Origin of the sequence: Arthrobacter sp. NPDC057009 (genome assembly GCF_042673905.1) — a bacterium.
In the GTDB taxonomy this organism is placed as follows: Bacteria; Actinomycetota; Actinomycetes; order Actinomycetales; family Micrococcaceae; genus Arthrobacter.
Genome location: NZ_JBHUSB010000001.1, coordinates 559825 through 572720, shown reverse-complemented (window position 1 = coordinate 572720; position 12896 = coordinate 559825). Strand labels below are relative to the sequence as shown.

Genomic DNA, 12896 nt, shown 5'->3' with positions numbered 1-12896 from the left:
GGAGGTCATCCGACGTCGGTTCTCCGCAAAGACCGATAGGCTTATACCCATGTGTGGAATCGTGGGTTATGTTGGCCGTACGTCGGGCCGGGCTGATGCCGGGCATGGTGCGTTGGATGTTGTTCTTGAGGGCCTGCGCCGTCTGGAGTACCGGGGTTACGACTCGGCCGGTGTTGCAGTGGTGGCTGACGGGGAGATTTCCTCGCGGAAGAAGTCCGGGAAGCTGAGCAACCTGCTGGCCGAGCTGGAGGAGCGGCCGCTGCCGGAGTCTTTGACCGGTATCGGGCACACGCGCTGGGCCACGCATGGTGGTCCGACGGATCAGAACGCGCACCCGCATCTGTCGGATGGCGGGAAGCTTGCGGTGATCCATAACGGCATTATTGAAAACTTTGCTGAGCTGAAGCAGGAGCTGCTGGCCAAGGGTGTGGTCTTCGCGTCGGAGACGGACACCGAGGTGGCCGCGGCGCTGCTGGGTGATATTTTTCGGAACAAGCTGGGCGGGGACGTCTCCGACGGCGGCCTGACCCGGGCGATGGAGCTGGCGTGCCAGCGGCTTGAGGGTGCGTTCACGCTCCTGGCCGTGCACGCCGACCAGCCCGACGTGGTGGTGGCCGCGCGCCGGAACTCGCCGCTGGTGGTGGGCCTGGGTGAGGGTGAGAACTTCCTGGGTTCGGACGTGTCCGGGTTCATTGACTACACCCGCCGTGCGGTGGAGCTGGGCCAGGACCAGATCGTGACGATCACCGCCGACACGGTGGACATCACCGACTTTTACGGCGCCCCGGCCGAGGGCAAGGAATACCACGTGGACTGGGACCCGGCCTCCGCGGAGAAGGGCGGCTTCGCGTCGTTCATGGAGAAGGAAATCCATGACCAGCCCGACGCGGTGGCGCAGACCCTTTTGGGCCGGTCGGACGCGAACGGGAAGCTGACCCTGGATGAGCTGCGCATTGACCCGCAGCTTTTGAAGAAGGTCGACAAGATCATCGTGCTGGCCTGCGGCACGGCCGCGTACGCGGGCCTGGTGGCCAAGTACGCGATCGAGAACTGGTGCCGGATCCCCACCGAGGTGGAGCTCGCGCACGAGTTCCGCTACCGGGACCCGATCGTGGACGAGAACACCCTGGTGGTCTCCATCAGCCAGTCCGGCGAAACCATGGACACGCTGATGGCGGTCCGCTACGCCCGGGAGCAGGGCGCGAAGACGGTGTCGATCTGCAACACCAACGGATCGACCATTCCGCGCGAATCCGACGCCGTGCTGTACACGCACGCCGGGCCGGAGATCGCAGTGGCCTCCACGAAGGCGTTCCTGGCGCAGATCACCGCGGCGTACCTGCTGGGCCTGTACCTGGCGCAGCTGCGCGGGAACATCTTCTCCGGGCAGATCAAGGATGTGCTGGCTGACCTGGGCAAGATCCCGGCGAAGATCCAGAAGATCCTGGACTCGGCCGAGGACCTGCGGGAGCTGGCGCGGAGCATGAAGGACGAGAAGTCCGTGCTGTTCCTGGGCCGGCACGTGGGCTACCCGGTGGCGCTGGAGGGTGCGCTGAAGCTGAAGGAAATCGCGTACATCCACGCCGAGGGTTTCGCCGCCGGTGAGCTCAAGCACGGCCCGATCGCTTTGATTGAGGAGGGCCAGCCGGTGTTCGTGGTGGTCCCGTCCCCGCGCGGCCGGGACTCGCTGCACTCCAAGGTGGTCTCCAACATCCAGGAGATCCGCGCCCGCGGTGCCCGCACTCTGGTGATCGCCGAGGAAGGCGACGACGCGGTCCGCGACTACGCCGAGCACGTCTTCTACGTCCCGGAAACCCCGACCCTGCTGATGCCGCTGCTGACCACCGTGCCGCTGCAGATCTTCGCCTGTGAACTTGCCGCCGGCAAGGGCTACGACGTGGACCAGCCGCGCAACCTGGCCAAGAGCGTCACAGTAGAGTAAGCCCATGATTGTTGGGATCGGCGTAGACGTAGTGGACATCGAGCGCTTCGGACGGCAGCTGGAGCGCACCCCCGGGCTGCGCGACCGGCTGTTTGTGCCGGCCGAACGGGAACTGAACACCCGCTCCCTGGCAGCGAGGTTTGCCGCCAAGGAGGCCGTGGCCAAGGTCCTGGGCGCGCCGGCCGGCATGAACTGGCAGGACTGCTGGATCGGACTGGACCAGAACGGTCCCACCATCCAGGTCAAGGGGACGGTGCTCGCCGTGGCCGAATCCAAGGGCGTCAAACGGTGGCACCTGTCCATGAGCCACGACGGCGGCATTGCCACGGCCACGGTGCTGGCCGAGGGCTGACCCGGACGGACTGACCAAATGATCAGCGCCTATACCGGAACCCAGATCAGGGACGCTGAAAAGCCCCTGCTGGATTCAGGTATGGGCGCTGTTCTCATGCAGCGGGCAGCCCGCGGCATGGCCGGCGCCGCCATCGCGGAGCTCCGTGGCCGCGGGCGCCGCCTGTACGGCTCCAGCGTGGTGGTCCTGGCCGGCAAGGGGAACAACGGCGGCGACGGCCTTTTCGCCGCCGCCCACCTTGCAGGGCGGGGCATGCGGACGACGGCGGTCCTCGCCTCCGCGAGTGCCCACCCCGACGGCCTGGCCGCCTTCCGGCGCGCCGGCGGCCGGGTCCTGACGCTGACCGACGCGAATGCCGGTGAGCTGGCAGCGCTGGCCGGCAGGGCCGACGTCGTAATTGACGCTTTTCTGGGAACCGGCGCCCGGGGCGGACTCCGGGAAGCGTCAGCGGAACTCGTGTCACGGCTAGCCGGGATGCTGCCTGTTACCGGCCCCCGCGGCATCGTGGTGGCGTGCGACGTGCCCAGCGGCGTGGACGCGGACACCGGCGAGGCCGCAGGACCCGTGCTGCCGGCGGACATCACCGTCACGTTCGGCGGGGCCAAGGCCGGCCTGCTGGCGGACCCCGGGGCGGATTTCGCCGGCCGGGTGGTGGTGGTCCCGATCGGCATCGAAGACTCGCTGCCCTGGCCCGCATTGCGGCGTGTCGAAGCCGCCGACCTCGCAACCCTGCTCCCGCGGCCCACGCGCCGCGCCCACAAGTATTCGCGGGGCGTCCTCGGAGTAGTGGCCGGGTCCCCGGCCTACCCGGGCGCCGCCGTGCTCGCCTGCCGCGGGGCACTCTCCGCCGGCGTCGGCATGGTCCGCTACGTCGGGCCGCCCGAGGTGGCGGACCTCATCCGCCAGAGCTGCCCCGAGGTGGTCTGCAGCACCGGCACCGTGGCCGAAACGCATGTCCAGGCCTGGCTCGTCGGTTCGGGGATGGACGGTACGGACGAGGAGGAGATGCAGCGCGTCCGCGACGCCGTCGACTCCGGCCTGCCCATCGTGGCCGACGCCGGAGCCCTGCCCGTGCTGCCGGACGTGCTGGCTCCGCAGGTGGTGCTGACGCCGCACGCCGGGGAGCTGGCCACCCTGTTGCAGCGCCTCGGCGCCGATTTGGACCGTAAAGCCGTCGAAGCCGCCACCCTCGCCGCCGTGCGCCGCGCCGCCGGGCTGACCGAGGCCACGGTGCTGCTGAAGGGTGCCACCACGCTGATTGCATCTCCGTACCAGGACTTCTACAGCCAGGCCGAGGGCACGCCCTGGATGGCCACCGCGGGCAGCGGTGATGTGCTGGCCGGAATCATCGGTGCGCTGCTCGCCCAGGTGGGGTCCGACGTCGGACGCTTCCGTGCGGTGGGCATCGATCCGGATGAGCGCTGGGCGGCCATCGCCGCCATGGGGGCCAGCCTGCACGGGATGGCCGGAGCGGCCGCTGCGGCCGGCGGACCCTTGACAGCGGGCCGCATATCCGACGCCCTACCCGAAATATGGGGTAAAGTCAGCACGCTTAGTAATTAGCGGTAGGGCCGTGTAATAGTCATACCCAGCCGCTACGGTAAGACCAAGTTCCGTGCAGGTGGTGCGTGAAGACCTGCCGGACGCAGTGTTGGACGATGTATAGGAGCACGAATGGAAATCTGGCCCGGATCGGCTTACCCGCTGGGAGCCACGTTTGACGGCACGGGAACCAACTTCGCATTGTTCAGCGAGCACGCAGAAAAGGTGGAACTCTGCCTCTTCGACGAGGACGGCACCGAATCCCGGGTGACACTCCGGGAAGTGGACGGCTACGTGTGGCACTGCTACCTGCCGCAGGTGCAGCCCGGGCAAAAGTACGGTTACCGCGTCCACGGGCCGTACAACCCCGCCAACGGCCAGCGCTTCAACCCGAACAAGCTGCTGCTGGACCCCTACGCCAAGGCCGTCGCCGGCCAGATCGACTGGGACCCCGCGCTGTTCTCCTACAACATGGGCGACCCCTCATCGCGGAATGACGCCGATTCTGCGCCGCACATGATGATGGGCGTGGTGATCAACCCGTTCTTCGACTGGGACAACGACCAGAACCTGCGCATTCCGTATCACAAGTCGGTTATCTACGAAGCGCACGTCAAGGGGCTCACGGAGCTGCACCCGGAAATCCCCGAGGAGCAGCGCGGCACGTACGCTGGCGTGGCGCACCCCGCAGTCATCTCGCATCTGCAGAAGCTGGGCGTCACCGCGATCGAGCTCATGCCCGTGCACCAGTTCGTCAACGACGGAACGCTGCAGGAGAAGGGCCTGAGCAATTACTGGGGCTACAACACCATCGGCTTCTTCGCGCCGCAGAACACCTACAGCTCCACCGGCGACGCAGGCCAGCAGGTCCAGGACTTCAAGGCGATGGTCCGCTCACTGCACCGCGCCGGCATTGAGGTCATCCTCGACGTCGTCTACAACCACACCGCCGAAGGCAACCACCTCGGGCCCACGCTGAGCTTCAAGGGCATCGACAACGAGGCCTACTACCGGCTCGTCGAGGACGACAAGCAGTACTACATGGACTACACCGGCACCGGCAACACCCTGAACGTCCGCCAGCCGCACTCCCTGCAGTTGCTCATGGACTCGCTCCGGTACTGGGTCACCGAGATGCACGTGGACGGGTTCCGCTTCGACCTCGCCGCCGCTTTGGCCCGCGAGTTTTACGACGTCGACCGGCTCTCCACCTTCTTCGAACTCATCCAGCAGGACCCGGTGGTCTCCCAGGTCAAGCTCATCGCCGAGCCGTGGGACGTCGGCCCCGGTGGTTACCAGGTGGGCAACTTCCCGCCGCAGTGGACGGAATGGAATGGCAAGTACCGGGACACCGTGCGCGACTTCTGGCGCGGGGAACCTGCCACGCTCGGCGAGTTCGCCTCCCGGATCACCGGCTCGGCAGACCTCTACGAGCACTCCGGCCGCCGCCCCGTCGCTTCCATTAACTTCGTCACCGCGCATGACGGCTTCACTCTGCGGGACCTCGTCTCCTACAACGAGAAGCACAACGATGCCAACGGCGAGGAGAACAAGGACGGCGAATCCCACAACCGCTCATGGAACTGCGGTGTGGAGGGTCCCACGGATGACCCCAAGGTCCTGGCTCTACGGGCCCGGCAGCAGCGCAACTTCATCGCCACCATGCTGCTCTCGCAGGGCGTGCCGATGATCGCGCACGGCGATGAGATGGGCCGAACGCAGCTGGGCAACAACAACGGGTACTGCCAGGACTCGGAGCTGACCTGGATGAACTGGGACAGCGTGGACCAGCCCCTCATCGAATTCACCGCGGCCGTCAATTCGCTGCGCGCCAAGCACCCGACCTTCCGGCGCAGCCGCTTCTTCGACGGCCGGCCGGTCCGGCGCGGTGAGGGCGAGCGGCTGCCGGACATCGTCTGGCTGGATCCCGACGGCAACCTCATGCAGCCGGAGGACTGGGACAGCGGCTTCGGCCGCTCGGTGGGCATGTTCCTCAACGGCGACGGCATCCAGGGCCACGACGACCGCGGCCGCCGCATCACCGACGTGAACTTCCTGCTCTACTTCAACGCGCACGACGGCGACGTTGAATTCACGCTGCCGCCGGACGAATACGCCCCGGCCTGGGACATCATCATCGACACCGCGGGCGAAGGGGCGGACTCCGAGCCGGCGAACGCGGGCAGCCTGCTGTCCGTGGCGGCCAAGTCCCTGGTGGTGCTCCGTGCGCACAGCGCCCCGGAGGAGGAGCCCGACCATTCCGTGGCTGCTTCGCTGGCCGCATTGACGCAGACGGCCACCGCCGAGACCGCGGCGCTCACGGCCCCCGCCGTCCCTGAACCGGCCAAGACGAAGAAGCCGGACCCTCAGCTTGGAAAGGCAGCCGAGGAGCGGCCAGCCGGTGATTCTGCTGCCGCGCCGGCGAACGCGGCCGAGCCGGCGGAAAAGCCCGCCGCCAAGCCCGCGGGTAAGCGGACCGGCAAGGCCAATCCGGGCAAGCCGGGGGAGGGCGCATGAAAACACCGGTTTCCACCTACCGGCTGCAGATCAGGAAGGGCTTCACGCTGTTCGACGCGGCCGAAACCGTGCCGTACCTGCGGTCGCTCGGCGTCGACTGGGTTTACCTTTCACCGATCCTGACCGCCGAGCAGGGATCCGACCACGGCTACGACGTCACCGACCCCTCCGCCATCGACCCCGAGCGCGGCGGTCCGGAGGGGCTGACTGCACTCTCCAAGGCAGCCCGCGCTGCCGGCATGGGCGTCCTGATCGACATCGTGCCCAACCACGTCGGCGTCGCCACTCCGGCGCAGAACCCCTGGTGGTGGTCGCTGCTCAAGGAGGGGCGCCAGTCCCGCTACGCTGAAGCGTTCGACGTCGAGTGGGACCTTGGCGGGGGACGCATCAGGCTTCCGGTTCTGGGGAGCGACGATGACCTGGACAAGCTCGAAATCAAGGATGGGGAGCTGCGGTATTACGACCACCGCTTCCCCCTCGCTGACGGCACCTACACCGAAGGCGACGCACCGCGGGACGTCCACGCCCGGCAGCACTATGAACTCATGGGCTGGCGGCGCGCGGACAACGAGCTGAACTACCGGCGCTTCTTTGCGGTCAACACTCTCGCCGGCGTCCGTGTGGAGCTGCCCGCCGTTTTCGACGAGGCGCATCAGGAGGTTGTGCGCTGGTTCCGCGAGGGGCTCGCGGACGGCCTTCGGATCGACCACCCGGACGGCCTGGCCGACCCCGAGGGTTACCTGAAGCGGCTGCGCGGGGCCACCGGCGGCGCCTACCTGCTGATCGAAAAGATCCTCGAGCCGGGGGAGCAGCTGCCGGCCAGCTTCGAATGCGAAGGCACCACCGGCTACGACGCCCTCGCCGACGTCGACCGCGTCCTCGTCGATCCCCGTGGCCAGGAGCCGCTGGACCGGCTGGACGCGTCGCTGCGCGGCGGTGAGCCCGCCGACTATGAGGACATGATCCGCGAAACCAAGCGCCGGATCACCGACGGTATCCTCCACTCGGAAATCCTGCGGCTGACCCGGCTGGTTCCGGGCGACGCGGGGCTGTCCGCCGATGCCGCGGCAGACGCGATCGCCGAGATCATCGCCGCCTTCCCGGTCTACCGCACCTACCTGCCGGAGGGTGCCGAGGTGCTGAAGGAAGCCTGCGAGCTTGCGGCCCGCAGGCGGCCGGAACTCGACCAGACCATCCAGGAGCTGCAGCCGCTGCTGCTGGACACCGAACTGGAGCTGGCCCGGCGTTTCCAGCAGACCTCGGGAATGGTCATGGCCAAGGGCGTGGAGGACACCGCGTTCTTCCGCTTCAACCGTCTGGGGACCCTCACGGAAGTTGGCGCCGATCCCACCGAATTCTCCGTGGAGCCGGATGAGTTCCATGCCCGGATGGCACGCCGGCAGGCCGAGCTGCCCTTGTCCATGACGACGCTCAGCACGCACGACACCAAACGCAGCGAGGACACCCGGGCGCGGATCTCGGTCATCTCCGAGGTTGCCGGTGAATGGGAAAAGGCGCTGCGCCGGCTGCGGGAACTGGCCCCGCTGCCTGACGGCCCGCTGTCGGCACTGCTCTGGCAGGCCGTCGCCGGCGCCTGGCCCGCCAGCCGGGAACGCCTCCAGTACTACGCGATGAAGGCCGCGCGCGAAGCCGCAAACTCGACCAGCTGGACCGATCCTGATCCCGCCTTTGAGGAGAAGCTGACCGCCGCCGTCGACGCTGTCTTCGACAACCCTGCGGTGCAGGCCGAGGTGGAGGCCCTCGTGGAGCTCCTGGAACCGCATGGTGCCTCGAACTCGCTGGCGGCAAAGCTCGTGCAGCTGACCATGCCCGGCGTTCCGGACGTGTACCAGGGCACGGAGTTCTGGGACCGGTCGCTGACGGATCCTGACAACCGGCGCCCGTTCAGCTTTGACGACCGCCGCGCCGCCCTGGAGCAGCTGGACGCGGGCGAGCTGCCGGCGTCGTTCACGGATCAGGCCGCCAAGCTGCTGGTGACCTCGCGGGCCCTGCGGCTGCGCCGCGGCCGGCCGGAACTGTTCACCGGCTACAGCCCGGTCCAGGCCAGCGGTCCTGCCGCAGGGCACCTGCTCGGGTTCGACCGGGGCGGAGCACTCACCCTGGCCACCCGGCTGCCCTACGGACTGGAACGGTCGGGCGGGTGGCGGGACACCGCCGTCGAACTTAAGACCGCCATGAAGGACGAACTGACCGGTACCGGCTACGGGCCGGGGAGCGTGAAGGTGGCCGACATTTTCCGCACCTACCCCGTTGCGCTGCTGGTGCCGCAGACCGGAGGAGAGTCATGACGCAGACAGGCCAGGTAACCTACCCCCGTGAAGCAGCAAAGCCCGTGCAGGGACCTGAGCGCTTTGACGTCTGGGCGCCCGAGGCCAAGTCCGTGACGCTGTTGGCCGGCGGGGAGCGCTATGCCATGCAGCGCAGGTCGGGCACCGGGCCGGAGGACGAGGGCTGGTGGACGGCTCCCGAGGCGCCGGCAAGCGGCGAGGCGGACTACGGGTACCTTCTGGACGGCGATGAAACGCCGCTGCCGGATCCGCGGACCCGGCGCCAGCCGGACGGCGTCCACGCCCTGTCCCGCACGTTCGACCCCGGCGCGCACCAGTGGCAGGAGGACGGCTGGCAGGGCAGGGAACTGCAGGGGGCGGTCATCTACGAGCTGCACCTCGGCACGTTCACGCCCGAAGGGACGCTGGATGCCGCCGCCGGCAAGCTGGACTACCTGGCCGGCCTGGGCGTGGACTTCATCGAACTGCTGCCGGTGAACGCGTTCAACGGCACGCACAACTGGGGCTACGACGGCGTGCAGTGGTTCGCCGTCCACGAGGCCTACGGCGGACCGGAGGCGTACCAGCGGTTCGTGGACGCGGCCCACTCCGCAGGCCTCGGCGTGATCCAGGACGTGGTGTACAACCACCTCGGACCCAGCGGGAACTACCTGCCGCGGTTCGGGCCCTACCTCAAGCACGGCGAGGGCAACACGTGGGGCGACTCCGTGAACCTGGACGGGGACGGGTCCGATCATGTGCGCCGGTACATCCTGGACAACCTGGCCATGTGGCTGCGCGACTACCGGGTGGATGGCCTGCGGCTGGACGCCGTCCATGCCCTCAAGGACGAACGGGCGGTCCACATCCTGGAGGACTTCGGGGCGCTGGCGGACCAGATCTCCGCTGAGGTGGGGCGTCCGCTGACGCTCATTGCCGAGTCGGACCTCAACAACCCGCGGCTCCTGTATTCGCGGGACGTCAACGGGTACGGGCTGGAAGGGCAGTGGAGCGACGACTTCCACCACGCCGTCCACGTTAACGTCACCGGCGAAACCACGGGCTACTACAGCGATTTCGACTCGCTTGCGGCCCTGGCCAAGGTGCTGCGGGACGGTTTCTTCCACGACGGCAGCTACTCCAGTTTCCGCGGCCGGCACCATGGCAGGCCGATCAATTTCAGCGCGGTCCACCCGGCCGCCCTGGTGGTCTGCTCGCAGAACCACGACCAGATCGGCAACCGCGCCACCGGGGACAGGCTCTCCCAGAGCCTGCCGTACGGGAGCCTCGCGTTGGCCGCTGTGCTGACCCTGACGGGTCCCTTCACCCCGATGCTGTTCATGGGGGAGGAGTACGGTGCCAGCACGCCGTGGCAGTTCTTCACCTCCCACCCCGAACCGGAGCTCGGCAAGGCCACGGCGGAAGGCCGGATCAGGGAGTTCGAGCGTATGGGGTGGGATCCCGCCGTCGTGCCTGATCCGCAGGATCCGGAGACGTTCCGCCGCTCCAAGCTGGACTGGGCAGAGGCCGCCGAAGGAGACCACGCACGGCTGCTGGAGCTGTACCGTTCCCTCACTGCGCTGCGCCGCTCGACGCCGGACCTCACCAAGCTGGGCTTCGAGGACACCCAGGTGGAGTTCGACGAGGACGCCCGCTGGCTGCGGTTCCGGCGCGGCGGCGTGCAGGTGCTGCTCAACTTCTCCGAGCAGCCGGTGAGCCTGGACGGGGCGGGCAGGGCCCTGCTGCTGGCCACCGACGACGTCGCCCAGCTGGAAGGTGAACGTGCGGAGCTCGGGCCGCTGAGCGCCGCCGTCGTGAGCGACTGAGCCTCGGCTCTAGCCGCATGGCAGGTGTCCACCGCCGGTCTTGGGGAAGGCGTCCACCGCCGGTTGACCGGATGGTGGACGCCTTCCCCGCGGCCCGGGCGCGGCTGGCAGGATGGAGCGCATGACTTATGTGGCCTTGGACACCCGCTACAGCACCATGCCCTACCGCCGCGTCGGACGCAGCGGCCTGAAACTGCCGGCCATCTCGCTGGGCCTGTGGCACAACTTCGGCGACGATAAGCGCTTCGACGAACAGCGCGCCATCCTGCGCCGCGCCTTCGACCTCGGCGTTACGCACTTCGACCTCGCCAACAACTACGGACCGCCGGACGGATCCGCGGAGACCAACTTCGGCCGCCACCTGCAGGACGACTTCAGGCCCTACCGCGACGAGCTGGTGATCTCCACCAAGGCCGGCTACCACATGTGGCCCGGTCCGTACGGTGAGTGGGGCTCCCGGAAGTACCTGATCTCCAGCCTGGACCAGTCGCTGCAGCGGATGGGCCTGGACTACGTGGACATCTTCTACAGCCACCGCCCGGACCCGGAGACGCCCCCGGAGGAGACCATGGGCGCGCTGGACTACGCGGTCCGCTCAGGCAAGGCCCTGTACGCGGGCATCTCCTCCTACACCCCGGAGCAGACGCTCGAGGCCGCCCGCATCCTGAAGGAACTCGGCACGCCGCTGCTCATCCACCAGCCCAGCTACTCCATGCTGAACCGCTGGACGGAGGACGGCTCGCCGAACCTCTACGAGGCGCTGGACCAGGTGGGCGCCGGCTGCATCGCGTTCTCGCCGCTGGCCCAGGGCATGCTGACCGACCGGTACCTCAACGGCGTGCCCGCCGACTCCCGCGCGGCCAAGGCACGGTTCCTTTCCGAATCGGCCCTGACGGAGGACAAGCTGGGCAGGGTCCGGGGACTGAACGCCATCGCCGCCGGACGCGGACAGTCGCTCGCGCAGATGGCCATCGCCTGGATCCTCCGCGACCAGCCCAAGGGCTCCCCGGTGACATCGGCGCTCATCGGTGCATCCAGCGTCAGGCAGCTCGAGGACAGCCTGGCCGCCGTCGACAACCTGGAATTCAGCGCCGGGGAGCTGACCGCGATCGACGAGTTCGCCGTCGAATCCGACATCAACCTCTGGGCACAGCGGGTCTGAACGGGACGTCCAAAAAGAAGCGCGTAATCAAGCGGCCGGGGACGGCGGGAACAAAGCCGGCCCCGGCGGCGTTTGGTTAGACTGATAAACGCGCCGCGTGGCGCGGTGCCCGTCAGACGCCGTTGTACAACAAGGTATTGACGCGCAGGGCACATGAAGTTTGTTCTCAAAGGAGTTCCGTGTCTTCGAATCCGATTCGTGTAGCTATTGTCGGTGTGGGTAACTGTGCCGCTTCGCTGGTTCAGGGTGTCCATTACTACCGGGATGCTGACCCGCGGGCCACGATTCCGGGTCTGATGCATGTGGAGTTCGGCAGGTACCACGTCCGTGATGTGCAGTTTGTGGCCGCGTTTGATGTCGATGGCAAGAAGGTCGGGCATGACCTGGCGGATGCGATCCTGGCCAGTGAGAACAACACGATCAAGCTGGCCGAGGTCCCGCCGACCGGTGTGACGGTGCAGCGCGGCCACACCCTGGACGGCCTGGGCCGGTACTACCTTGAGACCATTGAGCAGTCCACCGAGGAGCCTGTTGACGTGGTCCAGGCGCTCAAGGACGCGCAGGTGGACGTCATGGTCTGCTACCTGCCGGTGGGGTCGCAGGAGGCTGCGGAGTTCTACGCCCAGTGCGCGATCGATGCCGGGGTGGCGTTCGTGAACGCTTTGCCGGTGTTCATCGCGGGCACCAAGGAGTGGGCGGATAAGTTCACCGCAGCCGGTGTCCCGATTGTGGGTGATGACATCAAGAGCCAGATCGGGGCCACCATCACGCACCGGGTGATGGCGAAGCTGTTCGAGGACCGGGGTGTGACCCTGGACCGGACGTACCAGCTGAACGTGGGCGGGAACATGGACTTCAAGAACATGCTGGAGCGTGACCGGCTGGAGTCGAAGAAGATTTCCAAGACCCAGGCCGTGACCTCGAACGTTGAGGCGGAGCTGTCGGCGAAGGATGTGCACATCGGTCCGTCCGATTATGTGCAGTGGCTTGATGACCGGAAGTGGGCGTTCGTGCGCCTGGAGGGCCGGAACTTCGGTGACGCGCCGGTGTCTTTGGAGTACAAGCTGGAGGTGTGGGACTCGCCGAACTCGGCCGGTGTGATCATTGATGCGATCCGTGCGGCGAAGATCGGCCTGGACCGGGGCATCGGCGGTCCGCTGGTCTCGGCGTCGAGCTATTTCATGAAGTCCCCGCCGGAGCAGTTCAACGACGACCTCGCCCGCGAAAAGGTCGAGGCCTTCATCCGCGGCGACCTGGACCGCTAAAC

General features: G+C 67.5%; 8 protein-coding genes. All 8 read left to right on the top strand.

Annotation, left to right across the window (positions count from 1 at the left end; translation table 11 throughout):
• Positions 1 to 49 precede the first annotated feature (49 nt).
• The 8 genes from glmS to ACFTR6_RS02595 all read left to right on the top strand — a co-directional run bounded on the left by glmS (position 50) and on the right by ACFTR6_RS02595 (position 12894).
• Positions 50 to 1942, top strand: coding sequence for a glutamine--fructose-6-phosphate transaminase (isomerizing) (gene glmS, locus ACFTR6_RS02630; protein WP_377956773.1), 1893 nt, complete (start codon positions 50 to 52; stop codon positions 1940 to 1942).
• Between the two features lie 4 nt (positions 1943 to 1946).
• The gene (locus tag ACFTR6_RS02625) at positions 1947 to 2294 is read left to right on the top strand and encodes a holo-ACP synthase (RefSeq protein WP_011692749.1); all 348 of its coding nucleotides are present in this window, start codon (positions 1947 to 1949) and stop codon (positions 2292 to 2294) included.
• 18 nt (positions 2295 to 2312) lie between these two features.
• Entirely contained in the window at positions 2313 to 3857 is a 1545-nt protein-coding gene (locus ACFTR6_RS02620) for an NAD(P)H-hydrate epimerase (protein ID WP_377956772.1), read from the top strand.
• A gap of 111 nt (positions 3858 to 3968) precedes the next feature.
• Entirely contained in the window at positions 3969 to 6353 is a 2385-nt protein-coding gene (gene glgX, locus ACFTR6_RS02615; RefSeq protein WP_377956771.1) for a glycogen debranching protein GlgX, read from the top strand.
• Entirely contained in the window at positions 6350 to 8662 is a 2313-nt protein-coding gene (gene treY, locus ACFTR6_RS02610) for a malto-oligosyltrehalose synthase (RefSeq protein ID WP_377956770.1), read from the top strand. The genes glgX and treY overlap by 4 nt, the downstream gene beginning before the upstream one ends.
• Entirely contained in the window at positions 8659 to 10467 is a 1809-nt protein-coding gene (gene treZ, locus ACFTR6_RS02605) for a malto-oligosyltrehalose trehalohydrolase (RefSeq protein WP_377956769.1), read from the top strand. Before treY ends, treZ begins: the two co-directional genes overlap by 4 nt.
• Before the next feature lie 121 nt (positions 10468 to 10588).
• A complete protein-coding gene (gene mgrA, locus ACFTR6_RS02600) occupies positions 10589 to 11629 on the top strand; it encodes an L-glyceraldehyde 3-phosphate reductase (RefSeq protein ID WP_377956768.1) in 1041 nt (346 codons plus the stop codon).
• Between the two features lie 179 nt (positions 11630 to 11808).
• On the top strand, positions 11809 to 12894 hold the full coding sequence (locus tag ACFTR6_RS02595; RefSeq protein WP_076799957.1) for an inositol-3-phosphate synthase: 1086 nt from the start codon (positions 11809 to 11811) through the stop codon (positions 12892 to 12894).
• The last annotated feature ends 2 nt before the right edge of the window (positions 12895 to 12896 follow it).

Bases quoted from the DNA above. Each gene is read 5' to 3' on its own strand.
- glmS (WP_377956773.1), top strand. From the start codon at position 50: ATGTGTGGAATCGTGGGTTATGTTGGCCGTACGTCGGGCCGGGCTGAT.
- ACFTR6_RS02625 (WP_011692749.1), top strand. From the start codon at position 1,947: ATGATTGTTGGGATCGGCGTAGACGTAGTGGACATCGAGCGCTTCGGA.
- ACFTR6_RS02620 (WP_377956772.1), top strand. From the start codon at position 2,313: ATGATCAGCGCCTATACCGGAACCCAGATCAGGGACGCTGAAAAGCCC.
- glgX (WP_377956771.1), top strand. From the start codon at position 3,969: ATGGAAATCTGGCCCGGATCGGCTTACCCGCTGGGAGCCACGTTTGAC.
- treY (WP_377956770.1), top strand. From the start codon at position 6,350: ATGAAAACACCGGTTTCCACCTACCGGCTGCAGATCAGGAAGGGCTTC.
- treZ (WP_377956769.1), top strand. From the start codon at position 8,659: ATGACGCAGACAGGCCAGGTAACCTACCCCCGTGAAGCAGCAAAGCCC.
- mgrA (WP_377956768.1), top strand. From the start codon at position 10,589: ATGACTTATGTGGCCTTGGACACCCGCTACAGCACCATGCCCTACCGC.